The sequence below is a fragment of the Xenophilus arseniciresistens genome (assembly GCF_028023875.1).
Lineage (GTDB): Bacteria > Pseudomonadota > Gammaproteobacteria > Burkholderiales > Burkholderiaceae_C > Xenophilus > Xenophilus arseniciresistens.
In genome coordinates this window covers 154,488-173,783 of record NZ_JAQIPB010000001.1, presented here as the reverse complement: position 1 = coordinate 173,783, position 19,296 = coordinate 154,488, and the positions used below count along the sequence as shown (strand labels likewise).

The following is a 19,296-nucleotide window of genomic DNA, read 5'->3' as shown; positions in this document are numbered from 1 at the left end:
GCGGCTCCTGGGGGCGCCGTCGCCCCTTCGCGTTTTCTACGCCGCCGCCCGCCTGCTGGATCATCCGCGCATGCGCAGCAGTCGCAGGCCGTTGGCCACCACCAGCAGGCTGGCGCCCATGTCGGCAAACACGGCCATCCACATCGTGGCCTGGCCCAGCACGGCCAGCACGAAGAACACGGCCTTGATGCCCAGCGCGAGCGTGATGTTCTGCCACAGCAGCGCATGGGTGCGGCGCGACAGGCGCACCGTTTCGGCAATGCGGCCCAGGTCGTCGTTCATGATCACCACGTCGGCCGCTTCCATGGCGATGTCGGTGCCCGCGGCGCCCATCGCGAAGCCGATGTCGGCCTGCGCCAGCGCGGGGGCGTCGTTGATGCCGTCGCCGGTCATGCCCGTGGCGCCGTGGTGCTGCTGCAGCGCGCGGATGGCCTGCAGCTTGTCTTGCGGCAGCAGGCCGCCGCGCGCGTCGGCAATGCCGGCCTGGCGGGCCACGGCCTGTGCGGTGGCGGGGTTGTCGCCGCTGAGCATGACGGGCGTGACGCCCGCCGCGATCAGCTCGGCCACCGCGCGCCGGGCGTGGGGCTTGACGGTGTCGGCCACTGCGAAGAGTGCGCGCACGCCGTGTTCGTCCATCAGCAGCGTGACGGTGCGGCCCTGCTGTTCATGCTCGGCCAGCGCGGCCTCCAGCGCCGGGCTGCACAGGCCGCGCTCTTCAGCCAGGCGGTGGTTGCCCAGGGCCCAGGCCTGGCCGTTCATGCGGCCTTCGCTGCCGCGGCCCACCAGGGCGCGGAAGTCCGTCACCGTGTCACCGGCCTCATCAGCCAGCCCCTGCGCAATGGCAAGCGAGACCGGGTGGTCCGAACGTCCGGCCAGGCTGGCGGCCACGCGTGCCACGGCATTGCGCTGCGCGCCTTGCCAGGGTTGCCAGTGCACCAGGCGCGGCTTGCCTTCGGTGAGCGTGCCGGTCTTGTCCAGGGCCACGGCGCGCAGCTTGCGCGCGTTCTCCAGGTGGGTGCCGCCCTTGATCAGCACGCCGCGCCGCGCCGCGGCCGTGAGCCCGCTGACCACCGTGACGGGCGTGGAGATCACCAGCGCGCAGGGGCAGGCGATGACCAGCAGCACCAAAGCCTTGTAGATGGCCTCGAGCCAGGCCCAGTCCAGCAGCAGCGGCGGCAGCAGGGCCACCAGCAGGGCCAGCACGAAGACGGTGGGCGTGTAGATGGCCGCGAAGCGTTCGACAAAGCGCTGCGTGGGCGCGCGCGTGGCCTGGGCCTGCTCCACGGCTTCGATGATGCGGTCCAGCGTGGTCTGGCCGGCAGCGGCCGTCACGCGCAGCTGCAGCTCGCCGCCCTGGTTGACGGTGGCGGCAAAGACCGCGTCACCCGGGCCCTTGTCCACCGGAATGCTTTCGCCGGTCACGCTGGCCTGGTCGATGGCGCTGCGGCCTTCGGTCACGGTGCCGTCCAGCGGCACGCGCTCGCCCGGGCGCACGCGCACCACGGCGCCCACGGGCACGGTGCGCGCGCGCTGGCGCTGCCAGCTGCCGTCGGGCGCCTGCACCTCGGCTTCATCGGGCGCCAGGGCCATCAGGCCCGCGATGGCATTGCGCGCGCGGTCGGCGGCCTTGTGCTCGATCAGTTCGGCCAGCGCATAGAGCGACATGACCATCGCGGCTTCAGGCCACTGGCCAATGAGGAAGGCGCCCGTGACGGCCACGGCCATCAATGTGTCGATGCCCAGCTTGCCGCGCATGAGGGCCCGCAGGCCGCTGGCATAGATGCCCAGGCCCGACAGGCCGATGGCCACGGCCGCCAGCGCCATGCCGGCGATGTGCCAGGCGCGCGTGTCGGGCAGCAGCAGATGGCTCAGCTCGGCCGCCAGCGCCACCAGCAGCGCCGCGACGATGCGCGGCAGGCTGGGCAGCGGGCCGTGGTCGTGCCCGTCGCCTGCGGCGCCGTCGTGGGCATGGCCGTCGTCGGCTTGGGGCGCAGCCTGGGGCGCGGCTGTCGCACGCAGGCGGATGGCCGGGCTGCAGCCGCCGCAGCAGCCCGGCGCCTCGGCGCTTTTTGCCGCAGGGGTTCTCTCGGTCTTGGAAGGGTTGTTCGCAGAAGTCATGGCACCCAGGTGATTCGCTGTGCCACGATTGGAAAGGTTGAAGTCACTTCAAGGTCAAGCCATGGCAGTCCGCTCCCCACGTTCCGCGCAGGGTTACCGCATCGGCGAGGCCGCGGCCGCCAGCGGCGTGAGCCCGGCCAACATCCGCTACTACGAGAAGCAGGGCCTGATCGCGCCGGCCGACCGGGCCGACAACGACTACCGCCTCTACAGCCAGGCCGAGGTGCATGCGCTGCGCTTCATCCGCCTGTGCCGGGCCATGGACATGTCGCTCGACGAGGTGCGAACGCTGATGGCGCTGAACCTGCGCAGCCAGGCCGATTGCGACACGGCGCGCACGGCGCTGGACGCGCACCTGGGCCATGTGCGCGAACGCCTGCGCGAGCTGCGCGCGCTGGAAAAAGACCTTGCGGCCCTGCGCGACAGCTGCGACGGCCGGGGCAGCGAATGCCACATCATCGAAGCCCTGCACGCGCGCGCGGACGCGCTGCCGCTGCACGGCGAGCGCGGCTCGCCGGCCAGCCGGCATGTGTAGGGCCCGAGGCCGCGAACCGGTGCCGGGGGCGCCCTGGCGCCCCGTGGGGTCTCGCGTGCAGCAGGGCGCGCGGCCGTGCCTGCCTTCCTATACTTTTGCCCTTTTTTCCGAGGGAGCAGCATGGGGATCACGGAGCAGGCGCAGCAGGCAGACCAGGCGCGCGGCGAAGCGGCGGGCCGACCGACGGGCCCGACACTGGGCGACACGCTGGCCTGGCCGGCGCGCTACCTGCCGGCCAAGGAGGCGCTGGTCTTCCATGAGGGCGGCAGCCGCCAGGCCTGGACCTATGCGCAGCTGGACGCCGAGGTCAACCGCCATGCCCATGGCCTGATGCAGCTGGGCATCGGCCGCGGCGACGTGGTCGCGGCCTTTCTCTACAACACGCCGGCCTTCGTTTTCGTGCTGCTGGCCTGCGCGCGCATCGGCGCCGTGTTCAACCCCGTGAACTACCGGCTGGCGGCGCAGGAACTGGCCTTCATCCTCGACGATGGGCAGGCGCGCGCGCTGGTGTTCGAAGACGAAGGTGCGGCCGTGGTGGAGAAGGCGCGCGCGCTGGCGCCGCAGGTGCCGCACTGGCTCTATGCCGATGTGGGCGCCACGCCGGGTTTTGCCACGCAGCGGCTGGACGCGATGGCGGCCGGCCAGCCCGCGCAGCCGCCCGCGGTGGCGGTGGCAGAGACCGAGCCCTGCATCCTCATGTACACCAGCGGCACCACGGGCCGGCCCAAGGGCGTGCTGCACACCCATCGCAGCAAGCTGGCGCACAACGCGCTGATGCAGCAGGTGATGCAGTTCCGGCGCGAGGACGTGGGCCTGGCCATGGCGCCGCTCAACCACACGGCCGAGCTGCACACCAGCTTTCTGCCGCGGCTGCAGGTGGGCGCCACGCAGGTGCTGCTGCGCCGCTTCGACGCGGCCGAGGCGCTGCGCCTGATCGAGGCCGAGAAGGTGAGCTTCTTCTTCGCCGCGCCCACCATGGTGACCATGCTGCTCAACGAGCCTTCGCTGGCCACGCGCGACACCCGCTCGCTACGGCTGGTGGAGTACGGCGGCGCCTCGATGGCGCCGCACCTGATCCGCGAATGGAGCGCGCGCGTGGGCACGGGGCTGGTGCAGGTCTACGGCACCACCGAAATGGGGCCCTGCATGTCGGTGCTGTTCCCGCATGAGCAGCTCAGCCATGCGGGCTCGGCCGGCCTGCCGGCCATGGGCCACGACCTGTGCGTGGCCCGCCTGCGCGAGGACGGCCAGCCCACCGACCCGAACGAGCCCTGCGCGAGTGGCGAGGTGGGCGAGATCCTAGTGCGCGGCCCCTGCATGATGGCCGGCTACCTGCGCCGGCCCGACGCCAACCTGCGCGCACTGGCCCATGGCTGGTACCACACGGGCGACCTGGGCCACCTCGATGCCGACGGCTACCTCTGGATCCGCGACCGCATCGACTACATGATCAATTCCGGTGCCGAGAACGTCTATCCGCGCGAGGTCGAGGACGCGCTGGTCGAGCACCCGGGCGTGCTGGAAGCGGCGGTGGTGGGCGAGCCCGACGAGCGCTGGGGCCAGGTGGTGGTGGCCCATGTGGTGCCCAAGAGCGGCCAGTTCCTCAGCGCCGAGCTGCTGGACCAGTTTCTGGTGCAGGGCGACCGGCTGGCGGCCTACAAGCGGCCGCGTCGCTACCGCTTTGCGCACACCCTGCCCAAGACCACCAGCGGCAAGATTCAGAAGCACCTGCTGCGCGCCGGCGCGGCGGACTGAAGCTCTTTCTTCGGCGCTGCGCCGCAACTCAAAAAAGGGGCGCGCGCCGGCTCAGTGCAGCGCTTCGCGCGGCATCAGCTTGTCGATGCGTTCGCGGATCGCGGCGGCGCGCTCGGCGCCGGCCTCGCGTTCGATGTCGGCCAGCATGGTCTCGGCCACCATCAGCATGGTCAGGCCGTCACGCGCCTCGCGCAGGGCTTCGCGCAGGCGCTCGGCCTGCAGCGGGTCGCGGCGCGCGAACATGCGTTCGCACAGGTCGAACAGGAACATGCGCGTGGTGGCCAGGGAGCGCCTGCCCTCGAAGTTGTCGGCCGCATTGCCGGGGGCCTGGTAGGGCGCTTCTTCGGGCGCAGGCACAGACACAGGCACGGGCACCTGTACCGGTGCGGGCTGCACCGGCGCGCGGGTCTGGATGGGTGCGGGCGCGGGCTGGGCCAGCTGCAGGTAGCCCTGCGCGTGCAGTTCGCTGGCCACGCGGCGGGCTTCTTCCACGCCACCGAAGATGGGGCCGAAGTCGGTCACCGTGTGGCGCCCGTCGGCCATCAGCAGCAGCGCGCGCTCGCGCTGGCTCAGGGTGCGCTGGCCGGGGCGCAGCTCCTCGCGGGCTTTGTCGGTCTTGAGCAGGAACATTCGCGGCTGGGGGCAGGAGACGGGAGCCGGCAGCTTCCCGTGTTGCCATGACACCCGCATGAAGACCCGGCCCCGCCCCGGGCATGCGCGTGGGCGCGGGGCGGGGCGCGCACGGCTGTGGCTGGCCGTGCGCGCGGCGCGCCCTCAGCGCGCGTAGACCAGGTCGCGCAGGCCCAGCGAGATGCCCGGCACGTAGGTGATCACCATCAGGCAGGCCAGGATCACACCGACAAAGGGCAGCAGATGGCCCACGATGCGATCCAGCGAGATGCGCGCCACCGTGCAGGCGGCGAACAGGTTCACGCCGAAGGGCGGCGTGATCATGCCCAGCGCCAGGTTCACCACCATGATCAGGCCGAAGTGCACCGGGTCGATGCCGAAGTGCAGCGCCACGGGCGCGAGGATGGGCGCAAGCACGATGATGGCCGCGCTGGTCTCGATGAACATGCCGATGATGAACAGCGCCGCGTTCACGCCCAGCAGGAACATGACGGGCGATTGCAGCACCGACTCGAGCCAGTGGCCGATGGCTTCGGGCACGCCCGCGCGCGTGATCAGGAAGGCGAACAGGCCCGCGTTGGCGATGATGAACATGATCACCGCCGACGAGATCACCGACTTGCGCAGGATCCGGTAGAGGTCGGGCAAACGGATTTCGCGGTAGATCACCCCGCCCACGATCAGCGCGTAGAACACGGCCACGGCCGAGGCTTCGGTGGGCGTGAAGATGCCGCCGTAGATGCCGCCCAGGATGATCACCGGCATCAGCAGCGCCCAGCCGGCCTGCCACAGCGCCTTGAAGAAGGGCATGCGGCCGTCGCCGTCGTTCTTGCCCCAGCCCTTCCACTTGCAGTAGATCCAGACGAAGAGCATCAGCGCGGCGCTGATCAGGATGCCCGGGCCGAAGCCGGCGATGAACAGCTCGCCGATGGAGACTTCGGCGCTCACGCCGTACAGGATCATCGGGATCGAGGGCGGGATGATCACGCCCAGCTCCGCGCTGGTGGCCTGCAGCGCCGCGGCATAGGGCGTGGGGTAGCCGTGCTTGATCAGCGCCGGGATCAGGATGGCGCCGATGGCGAAGGTGGTGGCCACCGAGGAGCCCGACACGGCCGCGAAGATCATGCAGGTGAGCACGCAGGTCATGGGCAGGCCGCCCTGCACGCCGCCCACGATGCTCTTGGCGAACTCCACCAGCCGGCGCGAGATGCCGCCCGTTTCCATCAGGTTGCCGGCCAGGATGAAGAAGGGGATGGCCGCGAGCGGAAACTTGTTGATCGAGTTGAACATCTCCTTGGCGGAGATGAGCATGGGTGCGCCGGAGACCTGCATGCCCAGCACCGAGGCCAGGCCGATGGACACGGCCACGGAGATCGACAGTGCAAAGCACAGCACCATCGTGAGAACCATCACCGGCGTCATTGCGCTGTCTCCAGTTCGAGCCGGATCGGGTCGAGGTAGTTGCCCATGATGCCGATGAGCGAGAACACTGCGCCCACGGGCAGCGCCAGGTAGGCCCAGACCATGGAGATGCTCTCCAGCCCGGCCATCGACTGCACGCGCCCGCGCATCGCGTAGTCGAAACCCCACCACAGGATCACCAGCATCAGCGCCAGCGCCGCCACGCTCACCACGGCGTCGAGCACGCGCTTGATGTGTGGCGGGCTCCAGCGGTAGAGCACGTCCACGCTGACCATTGCGCCCTGGCGGAAGGCCATCGGGATGCCCAGGAACACCATCCAGATCAGGCTCACGCGGATCAGGATCTCGCTCCACTCCGCGGGCTGCTCCAGCACGAAGCGCGTGATGATCTGGAACATGCCCAGCGATGCCGCGATCACGAGCATCAGGCAGGCCAGCGCCATCGACAGCGCGGTGGTCCGCGCCTCGAGCACCAGGAACTTGTCTTTCATAGCCAGGCCACTCTTTCTCTCAGTCTCTATCAACAAAAAAGCCCGTCGGAGGCAGTGATGCACTCCGATCAGGCTGGGGCGCAATGCGGCGCGCGGCGCGCGCCACCGCACTCACTTGATCACTTGAAGTCGCGGATCTTGTCGAGGTTGGCCTTGCCGAAGTCCTTCTCGAACTGGGCGTTCACGGGCGCCAGTGCGGCCACGAACTTGGCCTTGTCGACGGTGTCGATCACGGTCATGCCCTTGGCGCGCAGGTCGGTCACGCCCTTGGCATCGTCCTCGTCCACGCGCGCGCGGTTGGCCTTGGCGGCTTCCTTGGCGGCTTCGAGGAAGGCCTGCTGGTCGGCCGGCTTGAGCTTGTCGAAGGTGGCCTTGTTCATCACGAAGATGCAGGGCGAGTAGACGTGGCCCGTGAGCGTCAGGTGCTTTTGCACCTGGTCGAACTTGGCCGAGATGATCACGGGCAGCGGGTTCTCCTGGCCGTCCACGGTGCCCTGCTGCAGGGCCGTGAACACCTCGGGGAAGGCCATGGGCGTGGTGATGATGCCGAAGCTCTTGTAGGCCGCGATGTGCACCGGGTTCTCCATGGTGCGCATCTTCAGGCCCTTGAGGTCGGCCGGCTCCTTCACGTCGCGCTTGCTGTTGGTCATGTGGCGGAAGCCGTTCTCGGCCCACGCCAGAGCCTTGAAGCCCTTGCTGTCGAACTTCTTGAGCAGGTCCTGGCCGATGGGGCCGTCGAGCACCGCGCGGGCATGGGCCTTGTCGCGGAACAGGAAGGGCACGTCGAGGATCTTGGTCTCGGGCACGAAGTTGGGCACCGGGCCGGTGGAGCTGAAGGCCAGCTCCTGCGTGCCCAGCTGCACGGCTTCGATGGATTCGCGCTCGCCGCCCAGCGAGCCGTTGTAGAAGGTCTGGATCTTGTAGCGGCCGCCGGTGCGCTTCTCGACTTCCTTGGCGAAGGTGTCGATGGCCACGCCCTGGTGCGAGTTCTGGGCCACCGAAATGCTGATCTTCATCGTGGTCTGCGCCAGCGCGGCGCAGGCCATGCCGAAGCCGAGAACCAGGCCCGCGGCCAGTCGGTTCAACTTCATGGATATGTCTCCTCGGGGGTGATGGAGCGCAGCGCCAGAACGGGCTGCGCCTGGGAAAAAAGCAGAGCGCCGACTATGCCTGCAGCTTTTGCTGCACCGCGTCGGGATTTTCACGGACGTAGTCGCGTATGACGCTGTCGAAGTCCGCGTCGGCCATCAGGCCCAGCGCCTTCGCGCGTGCGGCGTTGAAGCGGCCGGGCCAGGACTGGACGATGCGCAGGATGGCCGGATCGGGCGTGCGGTCCAGCAGGGCCAGCGCCTGCGGGCCGGCCACGCGGCCCAGGGCCGCAGCCATCTCGCCCACCGTGGTGGCCAGCGAGGGCAGGTTCATGGCGGTGCGCGGCCCCCACTGCGACTCGCTCGCCTCGGCCGCGCGCACGATGCCTTCGATGGTGCGCGCGGGCGAGGCCAGCGCCACGGGCGTGTCGTCGGGCACGGGGCAGGGCGCGCGCAGGCCGGCCAGCGGCTCGCGGATCATGCCGCTGAAAAAGCCCGAGGCCGCGCCGTTGGGCCTGCCGGGGCGCACGCTCACGGTCATCAGGCGCACGCTGCGTCCGCGCACGAAGCCCTTGCGCGTGTAGTCGGCCACCAGTTGCTCGCCGATGAACTTCTGGATGCCGTAGCTGGTCTGCGGCGTGGGCAGGGTGTGGTCCTCGATCACGCCGGGCAGCGGCTGCGCCGGCGAATCGCCGAACACGGCCAGCGAACTGGCGAACACCAGCACCGGCCGCGTGCCCAGCGCGCGCAGCTTCTCCAGCAGCGCGTGCGTGGCCGCGAAGTTGCTGCGCATGCCCAGGTCGAAGTCGGCCTCGCACTCGCCGCTGACGGCGGCGGCCAGGTGGAACACCGCATCGGCCTGCGCCCAGAAACCGGCCTCGCCGTCGGCCAGCTGGGCGTTCAGGTCGCCCACAGCGCTGTGCACGCGAGCGTCGGCCGCCAGGTCGGCCGGCGCCGCGGCGCGGTCCACCAGCGTGATGCGGGAGATGGCTTGGGCCGGCCCGCCGTCGAGGGCGAGCGAGCCCTGCGCGAGCAGCGTGCGCGCCAGGCGCGCGCCCAGAAAACCGGCACCGCCGGTGATGACGATCTGCATGAGGTCTTGTCTCCTTTGCACAGGAGCATAAGACAGGTTTTGCTCAGATGCGGTTCAGCCGATGCCCAGCAGGTAGTCACTCACCTCGTCGGAGAACCACTTCCTGCGCCCGTCGATGAGCACGCTGGTGCTGTCCTGCGGGTCGGGTTGCGCCAGTGGCATGCCATGGCCGGCCAGGGCTTCGGCACAGCCCAGCCAGTCCCCGCCCTCGACAGGCTCGTTGAGCGAGGCCCAGGACAGGCTGCCGATCACGTTGTCGCCATAGCCGTGCGCTTCCCTCCAGCTCGCGCCGTGTTCGAGCAGGAAGCGGGCGAGCGATGCATCGCCGCGGAACACTGCCTGGTTCAGCGCCGAACCGTTCAGGTCGCCGCCGCGGGTGGCAACGGGCCAGCCCAGGCGCACCATGAGGCGCACCGCCTCGCCGCATCCTTCTGCAGCCAGCTCGGGCAGCAGCTTGAGCTGGGATTCGGAGAGCGTGCCGATCAGCCCGGGATGCGCCGAATGCAGCGCCTGCGCCGCCGCCTCGTCGCCGCGCGCGCAGGCAGCGATGAACTCTTCCGCCAGCGAGGAGGCCGGACTGCCGCCTGCGCGGCGCAGCAGGCTGGCGATTTCCGGCAGGCCGAAGCGCTGGGCCAGCAGCGCGGCGTTCACGCCGCCGGGCGTGGCGACCGACGGGTCGGCTCCCGCGGCCAGCAGGGCTTCGATGTGCGCGGTCGAGCGCCGGCGCCGGATGGCCCATAGCAGCGGCGTGTGCCAGTCGGTGGCCGCCGGATTGTCAATCGGCTCGTTGGGGTCGGCGCCATGCGAGAGCAGCAGCTGCAGCGATTCCAGCCTGTCGAGGTCCAGCACGCGATGCAGCGCATTCGTGCCGACCACGCGCGCACCGGCTTCCAGCAGCGCTCGCGTGCAGGCGATGTTCTCCAGCGAGTGATAGAGCGATTCGCCGTCGTTCGGATCCGCGCCGGCGTCGAGCAGAAGCTTCGTGAGTTCGGCGTCGTGGTTCTGCCCGGCCGCGCCGTAGAGCGCCGACAGCCTTTCGGCTTCGTCGGGCGCGGCAACAGAGGCCGGCGGCCAGCGGTTGCCGACGGACTGGTTCGGGTCCGCGCCCGCTGCGAGCAACTGGCGGGCGCAGGCGCGCAGGCCATCGCGAAAGGCAGGAAGCCGCAGCAGGCTCGAATGCGTGACAGCGACGAGCGGTGGAAGCTGCAACGGTCCGCCTGGCCGGTGAGCCCAGGCACGGTCTCGCTCGATGGTCCGGCGCAGCAAGGTTTCGTCGCCGACGGCGCAGGCCAGCCATGGGTCGGCGCCGCGCAGCACGGGGTTGTCTTCAAGCAGTTGTGCCGCCACGGACGGCTTGGCGCGATTCGTGCCGCCTGCTATGTCGCCCGCGTAGACGAAGCGCAGCCATTGCAGCGCCGCGGCGGCAGGATCGGCCGATTGCGCCTGGCGCGCCAGGACGAAGTCCTTGAGTTCGGTCCAGGATGCGAGGCCGTACTCGCGCGCGATGCACGACTGCGCATCGTGCAGGCGCAGGTCGAGACGGGCGATGGCGGCAACAGGCCTGCCGCGGGCGGCGGGGAGGGTGTCGCACAGCCGTGCGCAGGCGGCCGGATCGCCAGCGCGGTACGCGCTCAGCAGCGCCTTGGCTTGTTTCTTCAGGTGGCCGAGATCAGGCCGGGGGGGAATACGCTTCTTCAAGTGAACCTCCGTGCATGGAGCGCCGACGACCCGCAAACTCGGCTGCACAAAGAGGCTGATGAAACAGCGAACATAGAAGGCAAGTGGGTTCAACCCTTCCCGCGGGTCCGGGGGCGGCTTGCACCGCCGCGCGGATGATAGGGGAGGCCATCAGGCACGGTCAAAAAAAAGCCCTCCGCTGGAGGGCTTGGCGATGGCCTGCGACGGGCTCACATGCCCACGTAGTTGGGCCCACCGCCCCCCTCGGGCGTGACCCACACGATGTTCTGCGTCGGGTCCTTGATGTCGCAGGTCTTGCAGTGCACGCAGTTCTGCGCGTTGATCTGCAGGCGCTCCTTGCCGGCGTTGGCCTCGTCGGGCACGAACTCGTACACGCCGGCCGGGCAGTAGCGCGCCTCGGGGCCCGCGTACTCGGGCAGGTTGATGCGCGTGGGAACGCTCGCATCCTTGAGCGTCAGGTGCGCCGGCTGGTTCTCTTCGTGGTTGGTGTTGCTGATGAACACCGAACTCAGGCGGTCGAAGGTCAGCTTGCCGTCGGGCTTCGGATACGCGATCTTCTTGCACTGGCTCGCCGGCTTCAGGCGCTTGTGGTCGGCCTCGGTGCGCCGGATGGTCCAGGGGATGCGCCCGCGCAGCACGAACTGCTCGATGCCCGTCATCAGCGTGCCCACCATCAGGCCCTTCTTGAACCACTGCTTGAAGTTGCGCGCACGGTGAAGCTCCTCGTGCAGCCAGCTCTTCTCGAAGGCCGCCGGGTAGTCGCTGAGCTCGTCATGCTGGCGCCCGGCCTTGATCGCCTCGAAGGCCGCCTCGGCCGCCAGCATGCCCGTCTTGATGGCCGCGTGGCTGCCCTTGATGCGGCTGGCGTTGAGGTAGCCGGCCTCGCAGCCCACCAGCGCACCGCCCGGGAACACCGTCTTGGGCAGCGACAGCAGGCCCCCGGCCGTGATGGCGCGCGCGCCATAGCTCAGGCGCTTGGCAGGCTTGAGGCCCTGGTCCTGGCCCTCGAAGTACCAGCGGATGTTCGGGTGCGTCTTGAAGCGCTGGAACTCCTCGAAGGGGCTCATGTGCGGGTTCTGGTAGTCCAGCCCCACCACATAGCCCACGATCACCTGGTTGTTCTCGGCGTGGTACAGGAAGGAGCCGCCGTAGGTGTCGTTGGGCAGCGGCCAGCCGGCCGTGTGGATGGCCAGGCCCGGCTCGTGGCGCGCGGGGTCGATCTCCCACAGCTCCTTGATGCCGATGCCGTAGCTTTGCGGGTCGCTGTTGGCGTCGAGCTTGAAGTGCTTGATGAGCCCGCGCCCCAGGTGGCCGCGCGCGCCTTCGGCAAACACCGTGTACTTGGCATGCAGCTCCATGCCAAGCTGGAAGTTCTCGGTCGGCTCGCCGTCCTTGCCTAGCCCCAAGTTGCCCGTGGCCACGCCCTTGACCGAGCCATCCTCGTTGTAGAGCACCTCGGCGGCGGCAAAGCCCGGGAAGATCTCCACGCCCAGCTCCTCGGCCTGGGTGGCCAGCCAGCGCACCACGTTGCCCAGGCTGACGATGTAGTTGCCTTCGTTGTGGAAGTTCGGCGGCAGGAAGGCGTTGGGCACGCGCGTGGCGCCGGTCTCGGAGAGCAGCAGGAAGGTGTCGCCCGTCACGGGCTGGTTCAGCGGCGCGCCCTTTTCCTGCCAGTCGGGGATCAGCTCGTTGAGCGCGCGCGGGTCCATGATCGCGCCCGAGAGGATGTGGGCGCCGGGCTCGGAGCCCTTCTCCAGCACCACGACCGAGATCTCCTGGTCGTTCAGGGCGGCCAGTTGCTTCAGGCGGATGGCGGTGGAAAGGCCGGCAGGCCCGCCGCCCACGACGACCACGTCATATTCCATGGCTTCGCGGGGACCGAACTGGGCGAGGATTTCGTCTGGGCTCATCGGGGTGTTCTTGGAAGACAAAAAGAGGGGGCGGCCGGCACTCGGCGCAACGAGCAATTCTATGCATGGGCCATTCGCGCCATTGGGGTCGCCCAGGTGACTGTGCGAAGGGCTCGCCAGGGCCGAAGCTGCTGCCCCGCAGACCCTTTGCATCCCTCTGAACAAGGACGCCGCCACGCGATGAAGATCGTCATTCCCGAACACAAGAAACTGGTCTACGAGATGACCATCCCGATCCGCTGGGGCGACATGGACGCGATGGGTCACCTGAATAACGGCAGCTACTTCCGCTATATGGAAACGGCGCGCATCGACTGGATGCACGCCATCGGCTTCGAGCCGGAGCCGGGCGGCGAAGGCATCGTCATCGTCAATGCCTTCTGCAACTTCTACCGGCAGATCGAATACCCGGGCCAGGTGCTGGCGCGCATGTATGTGAGCGACCCGGGCCGCACCACCTTCGAGACCTGGTGCACCCTGGCCCGCACCGATGCGCCCGAGGTGATCTGCGCCGAAGGCGGCGCCACCACCATCTGGGTCGACTTCCCGAAGCAGAAGGCCAAGGAGCTGCCGGGCTGGCTGCGGGAGCTGGTGAGCGGTTGAACTGTTGATCGGTGGAGCGCACCCTAGCGCTGCAGCTCGATGCGCGCCTCGAAGCCCTGCGTCGCGCCTGCGGGCGGCGAGGTCAGCGACAGCCGCCCGCCATGCTGCTGCACGATGGTGCCGACGATGGACAGGCCCAGGCCGTAGCCGGCCTGGTCGGCGCTGTGGCGCACGTGGCGCTGGCGCAGGGTGGCCAGGTTCGCGGCCGAAACGCCGGGGCCGAAGTCGCGCACCACCAGCGTGGCCGGCGCCTGCACGGCCAGTTCGATGCGCGCATCGCCCGCGTAGCGCAGCGCGTTTTCCACCAGGTTGCGCAGCGCGATGGCGAGCGCGTCCACGTCGCCCTGGGCCTGCGGCGGCTGCAGCGCTTCGTCAAGCTGCAGGTCCAGCCGCGCGGCCACGCCGGCATCGCGCCAGAACTCCTCGGCCACGGTGGCGGCCAGCCGCGCCAGATCGACCGGCGCGCGGGCCAGCGCCGCGCCCGATTCGGCGCGCGAGAGCTGCAATAACTTTTCGGTGCGGTGGCTCAGCGTTTGCAGGGCCTCCAGCGCCGCCTGCACCTCGGCCCGGTCCAGCCCGTGTTCCAGCGCGGTCTGCAGCCGCAGCCGCGCCGCGGCCAGCGGCGTGCGCAGCTCGTGCGCGGCATTGGCGGCCAGCGCACGTTCCACCTGCAGGGCGTGCGCCAGCCGCTCCAGCAGGCTGTTGACGCCTTCGCCCAGCGTGTGCAGTTCATCGGGCAGGCCTTGCAGTTGCAGCGGCCGCAGATCGCTGCCGCTGCGCTGGCCGACCTGCGTGGTCAGATCCGCCAGCGCCAGCAGCTCGCGCCGGGCGATGTGGCGCAGCCCCAGCGCCAGCAGCGGCAGCACGGCCACGAGGGCCGCGATGAGCACGGTGAGCGTGCGCATCACGGCCTCGCGCCGCTCGGCCAGCGGGTCGGCCACCTGCATGTACAGCGCGCGCGAGGGGTGGCGCACGGTGTAGATGCGCCAGTCCTGGCTGGTGTCGAAGCCCGGCGCCAGCGGCACGTCGAAGCTGGCCGTGGCCGCGTGGGTCGTGCGCAGCAGCACGCGCCCGCCGTCGTCCAGCAGCTGGTAGAGCACCTCGTCCTGCGCGAACAGCGGCGGTGGCGCCACGATGGGTGTGGCGGCGGCCTTCGCTTCGGCAGGCGCGGCTTCGTACTCGCGCAGCGCGATGTCGAACATGCGGTGCGAGACCTCGACCAGCTCGTTGTCGAAGTTGACGTCGATCTCGCGGTCCACATACCAGGCCACGGCCAGCACGCACACCAGCCAGGTGCCGCCCACCCAGAGGATCAGCGTGCGCGCCAGCCGGGCGGCGAGGTTGCGTGGGCGCTGCATCAGCCGGCTTCGCGTTCGTCGGCCGGCACCAGCCGGTAGCCCAGGCCGCGCAGGGTCTGGATGCGTTCGCGGCCCAGCTTGCGGCGCAGGCGGCTGATGAAGACCTCCAGCGTGTTGCTGTCGGTTTCCTCGTCGAAGCCGTAGAGCGCGTCCTGCAGCGATTCGCGCGTATGGATGCGCTCGGGCCGGCTGGCCATCACGCGCAGCAGCGCCCATTCCTTGGCCGTGAGCAGCACCGGCAGCCCGCGCAGGCGCACGCTGTCGTTGCTCAGGTCCACCTCCAGCGCACCCAGGCGCAGCACGGCCGACTGGCTGCTGCTGCGCCGGCGCTCGACCGCGCGCAGCCGCGCCAGCAGCTCGGCCGGGTCGTAGGGTTTGACCAGGTAGTCGTCGGCGCCCGCGTCCAGGCCGCGGATGCGGTCGCTGACCTGGTCGCGCGCCGTGAGCACGATGACGATGGGCCGCTCGGCCAGCCGCCGCAGCGCGGGCAGCAGGCTCAGGCCGTCGCCATCGCCCAGGTGCAGATCCAGCAGCACGGCCGCGTACTGCGCGCCGGCCAGCGCGGCGCGCGCCTCGGCCAGGCTGGCGGCGGTGTCGACCACGAAGGCCTTGGCGCGCAGGTAGCTGCACACGGCCGCGGCCAGCGCGTTGTCGTCTTCGACCAGGAGGATGCGCATTCGCTGCGTGGAAGTCGTGGGGAACAACGGGAAAGGTTTGCAGCAGTCTAGGCCTAGTGGGGTTCAGGAAGGGTTCAGGCGCGCATGGCAGCCTCGACGCCCTTTGTCTTCATGCGCGAGCCCATGTCTGTTCCATCCGTGTCCCCACCTGCATCGCTGGCGCGCGCCGGCTGGGTCAGTGCGCTGGCCTTGATGCTGCTGTTGCTGTGGGATGCCAGTGGCGCCGACATGGCCGTGGCGCGGTGGATGGGCACGCCTCTGGGTTTTGCCGCGCGCAGCGATTTCTTCTGGGCCGTGCTGATGCACGAGGGCGGCAAGGCCCTGGCCTGGGCGCTGCTGCTGGGCCTGCTGCTGGCGGCGCGCTGGCCCGTGGGGCTGCTGCGGCGGCTCACGCGCGCGCAGCGCTGGCAGCTGGCGCTGGTGCCGCTGGCGGCGGTGGCGCTGGTCACCCTGCTCAAGCAGCACAGCCAGACCAGTTGCCCGTGGGACCTGCAGGCCTTCGGCGGCGGCGCCCCTTGGGTCTCGCACTGGGCCTGGGGCCAGGGCGATGGCGGGCCGGGCCACTGCTTTCCGGCGGGCCATGCCACGTCGGCGCTGTGCTTTGCGGGCGGCTGGTTCGTGCTGAGACCGCTCAGTGCGCGCGCGGCCGCGCTGTGGCTGGCCGCCTCGCTGGCGGCGGGCCTGGTACTGGGCCTGGGCCAGCAGTGGCGCGGCGCGCATTTCATGAGCCACACGCTGTGGTCGGCGTGGTTGTGCTGGATGGTGGGCTTTGCGGCCGAGCTGCTGCTGCTGCGGGCGCGGCAGGCGCTGCGCCATCGCAGCCGGATGGCGCCCGCACGAAGCTGAACGAAAGCTGAGCGGGCGGTTCAGGCAGGCTTCACGGCCGGCGCCGAAGCTGGGTGCATGTCTTCATGGAACCCTTCTCATCGCCCGGCCGTGCCGCTTCCTGCTCCTGCAACGGCGGCCACTTCGCGCTGGCCCGCGCTGCCACCGCTGACCGCGGGCGCCGTGGCGGTGCTGCTGGCCCTGTACCTCACGCTGGCCGCCAACCTGCCGCTGTGGCGCACGCTGGTGCAGGTGGGGCGGGCGCCCAGCGCCTATCTGCCGCTGATGCTGGGCATGGGCCTGTGGCTCGTGCTGGGGCTGACGGCACTGCTGGCCTGGCTGGCCTGGCCGCGCGTGATCAAGCCGCTGGGCCTGCTGCTGGCCTTGGTGGCGGCCGTGGTGCAGCACTACATGCTGGGCTACCACATGGTCATGGACCCGTCGATGGCCGCCAATGTGTTGCAGACCGATGTGCACGAGGCGGCCGACCTGCTGGGCTGGCGCCTGCTGCTGGATGTGGGCGTGGTCGTGCTGCCGGTGGCGCTGTGGCTGTGGCGCCAGCCGATCCGGCCGCAGCCGGCGCTGCGGCGCCTGGGCAGCAATGCGCTGCTGGGCCTGGGCGCGCTGCTTCTCGTGGTGCTGGTCACCTTGCTGTTCTCGCGCCAGCTGGCGCCGCTGATGCGCAGCGAGCCGCAGCTGCGCTACATGATGAATCCGCTGGCCAGCCTCTATTCCACCGGCGTGGCGGCGCTGCGCCCGGGCCTGTCGCGCAGCAGCAGCAGCCCGCGCGTGGTGATCAGCGCCGACGCGCATCTGAAGGCGCCGGTGTCGGCCACGGGCCGGCCGCCGCTGATGGTGCTGGTGGTGGGCGAGACGGCGCGTGCCGACCATTTCGCGCTCAATGGCTATGCCCGCGACACCACGCCCGAACTGGCTCGCCTTGGCGTGCTGAGCTGGCGCAACGCCTGGTCCTGCGGCACCAGCACGCTGGTGTCGGTGCCCTGCATGTTCTCGCCGCTGGGGCGCACGGGCCATGAAGCGCGGCGCAGCGAGTACGAGAACCTGCTCGATGTGCTGCAGGCTTCGGGGCTTGCGGTGCTGTGGCTGGACAACCAGTCGGGCTGCAAGGGCGTGTGCGAGCGCGTGCCCAATGCGCAGGCCAACGATGCCGCGCAGGTGGCCAAATACCCCGCGCTGTGCCCCGAAGGTGAATGCCTGGACGCGGTGATGCTCGAAGGGCTGGACGCACGGCTGGCGGCCCTGCCGCCCGATCGCGTGGCGCGCGGCGTGGTGCTGGTGATGCACCAGATCGGCAGCCACGGGCCGGCGTATGCCAAGCGCGCCAGCCAGGCCTTCAGGCGCTTCATGCCGCAATGCCTGCGCAGCACGCTGTCGGACTGCAGCCATGCGGAGCTGGTCAATGCCTATGACAACAGCATCGCCTACACCGATCACTTCCTGGCTCAGACCATCGGCTGGCTGCAGCAGCAGTCCGCGCGCTTCGACACCGGGCTGGTGTACCTCAGCGACCATGGCGAGTCGCTGGGCGAGTACGGCCTGTACCTGCACGGCATGCCCTACGCCCTGGCGCCCGAGGTGCAAAAGCATGTGCCGCTGGTGGCCTGGTTCGGCGGCGGGCTGGGGCGCCACAGCGGCATCGACGAAGGCTGTGCCCGCGCGGGGCTGGACGCGCAGGTCTCGCACGACAACCTGTTCTCCACCACGCTGGGGCTGATGGGCGTGGGCTCTTCGGCCTACCAGGTGCAGCGCGATCTGTTCGCGGCCTGCCGGCGCAGCCAGGTGGCCCAGGCGGCGCCTGAGGGGTCGCAAGCGCCCTGAGCCTCAGCCCTTCTTCTCGCGCGGCACGCGGCCCATCATGAAGAACTCGGGGTTGGGCAGCATGCCGCTGAAGCTGGCCATGCGGTTGGACAGGCCGAAGAAGGCCGTGATGGCGGCGATGTCCCAGATGTCCTCGTCGTCGAAGCCATGGGCATGCAGCGCGTCGAAGTCGGCTTCTTCAATGGCGTGCGAGTTGTCGCAGACCTTCATCGCAAAGGCCAGCATGGCGCGCTGGCGGGGCGTGATGTCGGCCTTGCGCCAATTCACGGCCACCTGGTCGGCCACCAGCGGCTTCTTCTCGTAGATGCGCAGCAGCGCGCCATGGGCCACCACGCAATAGAGGCATTGGTTGGCCGCGCTGGTGGTGGTCACGATCATCTCGCGGTCACCCTTGCTCAGGTTGCTGCTGCGGCCCACGCTTTCGGGCTCCATCAGCGCATCGTGATAGGCGAAGAAGGCGCGCCATTCCGCGGGCCGGCGCGCGAAGGCGATGAACACGGTAGGGATGAAGCCGGCTTTTTCCTGCACCTCGAGCACCTTGGCGCGGATGTCCTCGGGCAGGTCCTTCAGTTCGGGGGCGGGGTAGCGTGTGCTCAAGGCTTGTCTCCGATGTGTTGCTCTGTGTGTACGCAGCCGCGGGGCGGCAATCCATCATAGGCAAGGCGGGGCTGACAGCGCTGTCGCGCCCTTGGCTGACAGCCGCAGCGCCCGTGCGCGGCGATGCTCGGCGCATGCTTTGCAATCCCTCAAGGCAGCTTGGTGCTGCCCGTTCGATGCGTGCCGGCGTGGCAGCGGCCAGCCTGGTGGCCCTCGTGCTGGCCGGCCCGGCGCAGGCCGAAGACCCCAAGCTGCCACTGGCGCACGACGAGCACAGCGAGCGCACCGTCTACATCCAGCCCAGGCTGTCGCCCACCGAGGACTCCATGCACACCCAGGGTGCCACCGTGGGTGTGCAGGCCAAGGACGGACGCAGCGCCTACATGGGTACCGACCGCTCAACCGCGCAGCCGCGCTATTCGGTGGGGGCCGAAAGCGGGGGCGACCTGTCCTTTTCCGCGGGCGTGGAATCGGACGGCAAGGAGCACCACGGCGTGAAGGCCGGGATCCGCATCCGCTACTGACATCGGCCGGGCCGACGCCGGCCCCACAATGCGGCGGCCAGCGCCCGCAAAGGGCAACCTGACCCCGTACGCTGGCCGGCTTGGAAAAAAAGCGCGGCTGGCGACGGGCCCGATCGACGCCCACCCTTGCCCC

At 69.7% G+C, this 19,296-nt stretch carries 17 protein-coding genes; 6 read left to right on the top strand and 11 right to left on the bottom strand.

The window, feature by feature from the left end:
* Positions 1-60: 60 nt before the first annotated feature.
* On the bottom strand, positions 61-2,118 hold the full coding sequence (locus tag PGB34_RS00745; protein ID WP_271426153.1) for a heavy metal translocating P-type ATPase: 2,058 nt from the start codon (positions 2,116-2,118) through the stop codon (positions 61-63).
* 61 nt (positions 2,119-2,179) lie between these two features.
* Between PGB34_RS00745 and PGB34_RS00740 the strand changes: the two genes are divergently transcribed.
* Both PGB34_RS00740 and PGB34_RS00735 read left to right on the top strand, forming a co-directional pair.
* Positions 2,180-2,653, top strand: coding sequence for a Cd(II)/Pb(II)-responsive transcriptional regulator (locus PGB34_RS00740; RefSeq protein ID WP_271426152.1), 474 nt, complete (start codon positions 2,180-2,182; stop codon positions 2,651-2,653).
* Between the two features lie 120 nt (positions 2,654-2,773).
* Positions 2,774-4,408, top strand: coding sequence for a fatty acid--CoA ligase (locus PGB34_RS00735; RefSeq protein ID WP_271426151.1), 1,635 nt, complete (start codon positions 2,774-2,776; stop codon positions 4,406-4,408).
* Positions 4,409-4,459: 51 nt separating this feature from the next.
* Here PGB34_RS00735 and PGB34_RS00730 read toward each other — a convergent pair whose 3' ends face one another.
* The 7 genes from PGB34_RS00730 to PGB34_RS00700 all read right to left on the bottom strand — a co-directional run bounded on the left by PGB34_RS00730 (position 4,460) and on the right by PGB34_RS00700 (position 12,740).
* Positions 4,460-5,038 carry a hypothetical protein gene (locus PGB34_RS00730; RefSeq protein WP_271426150.1) on the bottom strand — a complete coding sequence of 193 codons (579 nt, stop codon included), beginning with the start codon at positions 5,036-5,038 and terminating at the stop codon, positions 4,460-4,462.
* 144 nt (positions 5,039-5,182) lie between these two features.
* Positions 5,183-6,460, bottom strand: coding sequence for a TRAP transporter large permease (locus PGB34_RS00725; RefSeq protein ID WP_271426149.1), 1,278 nt, complete (start codon positions 6,458-6,460; stop codon positions 5,183-5,185).
* Positions 6,457-6,951 carry a TRAP transporter small permease gene (locus PGB34_RS00720; protein ID WP_271426148.1) on the bottom strand — a complete coding sequence of 165 codons (495 nt, stop codon included), beginning with the start codon at positions 6,949-6,951 and terminating at the stop codon, positions 6,457-6,459. Before PGB34_RS00720 ends, PGB34_RS00725 begins: the two co-directional genes overlap by 4 nt.
* A 119-nt stretch (positions 6,952-7,070) precedes the next feature.
* The gene (locus PGB34_RS00715) at positions 7,071-8,042 is read right to left on the bottom strand and encodes a TRAP transporter substrate-binding protein (RefSeq protein WP_271426147.1); all 972 of its coding nucleotides are present in this window, start codon (positions 8,040-8,042) and stop codon (positions 7,071-7,073) included.
* 73 nt (positions 8,043-8,115) lie between these two features.
* The gene (denD, locus tag PGB34_RS00710; protein WP_271426146.1) at positions 8,116-9,132 is read right to left on the bottom strand and encodes a D-erythronate dehydrogenase; all 1,017 of its coding nucleotides are present in this window, start codon (positions 9,130-9,132) and stop codon (positions 8,116-8,118) included.
* Positions 9,133-9,186: 54 nt separating this feature from the next.
* Positions 9,187-10,878, bottom strand: coding sequence for an ankyrin repeat domain-containing protein (locus PGB34_RS00705; protein WP_408647824.1), 1,692 nt, complete (start codon positions 10,876-10,878; stop codon positions 9,187-9,189).
* A 161-nt stretch (positions 10,879-11,039) separates the two neighbouring features.
* Positions 11,040-12,740, bottom strand: coding sequence for an electron transfer flavoprotein-ubiquinone oxidoreductase (locus PGB34_RS00700; RefSeq protein WP_271426145.1), 1,701 nt, complete (start codon positions 12,738-12,740; stop codon positions 11,040-11,042).
* A 180-nt stretch (positions 12,741-12,920) separates the two neighbouring features.
* Here PGB34_RS00700 and PGB34_RS00695 point away from each other — a divergent pair, with 180 nt between their 5' ends.
* A complete protein-coding gene (locus PGB34_RS00695) occupies positions 12,921-13,343 on the top strand; it encodes an acyl-CoA thioesterase (RefSeq protein ID WP_271426144.1) in 423 nt (140 codons plus the stop codon).
* 23 nt (positions 13,344-13,366) lie between these two features.
* Here PGB34_RS00695 and PGB34_RS00690 read toward each other — a convergent pair whose 3' ends face one another.
* The gene (locus tag PGB34_RS00690; RefSeq protein WP_271426143.1) at positions 13,367-14,701 is read right to left on the bottom strand and encodes a sensor histidine kinase; all 1,335 of its coding nucleotides are present in this window, start codon (positions 14,699-14,701) and stop codon (positions 13,367-13,369) included.
* On the bottom strand, positions 14,701-15,378 hold the full coding sequence (locus PGB34_RS00685; RefSeq protein ID WP_271426142.1) for a response regulator: 678 nt from the start codon (positions 15,376-15,378) through the stop codon (positions 14,701-14,703). The genes PGB34_RS00690 and PGB34_RS00685 overlap by 1 nt, the downstream gene beginning before the upstream one ends.
* A 123-nt stretch (positions 15,379-15,501) precedes the next feature.
* On the opposite strand from PGB34_RS00685, the gene PGB34_RS00680 reads away from it, so the two are divergent.
* On the top strand, positions 15,502-16,224 hold the full coding sequence (locus tag PGB34_RS00680; RefSeq protein WP_271426141.1) for a phosphatase PAP2 family protein: 723 nt from the start codon (positions 15,502-15,504) through the stop codon (positions 16,222-16,224).
* A 57-nt stretch (positions 16,225-16,281) separates the two neighbouring features.
* Positions 16,282-18,042 (top strand): phosphoethanolamine transferase, encoded by a 1,761-nt coding sequence (locus tag PGB34_RS00675; protein WP_271426140.1) that lies wholly within the window; start codon positions 16,282-16,284, stop codon positions 18,040-18,042.
* A gap of 3 nt (positions 18,043-18,045) precedes the next feature.
* On the opposite strand, the gene PGB34_RS00670 is transcribed toward PGB34_RS00675, so the two are convergent.
* Positions 18,046-18,639, bottom strand: coding sequence for a peroxidase-related enzyme (locus PGB34_RS00670; RefSeq protein ID WP_271426139.1), 594 nt, complete (start codon positions 18,637-18,639; stop codon positions 18,046-18,048).
* 176 nt (positions 18,640-18,815) lie between these two features.
* Between PGB34_RS00670 and PGB34_RS00665 the strand changes: the two genes are divergently transcribed.
* A complete protein-coding gene (locus PGB34_RS00665) occupies positions 18,816-19,163 on the top strand; it encodes a hypothetical protein (RefSeq protein WP_271426138.1) in 348 nt (115 codons plus the stop codon).
* Positions 19,164-19,296 lie beyond the last annotated feature (133 nt).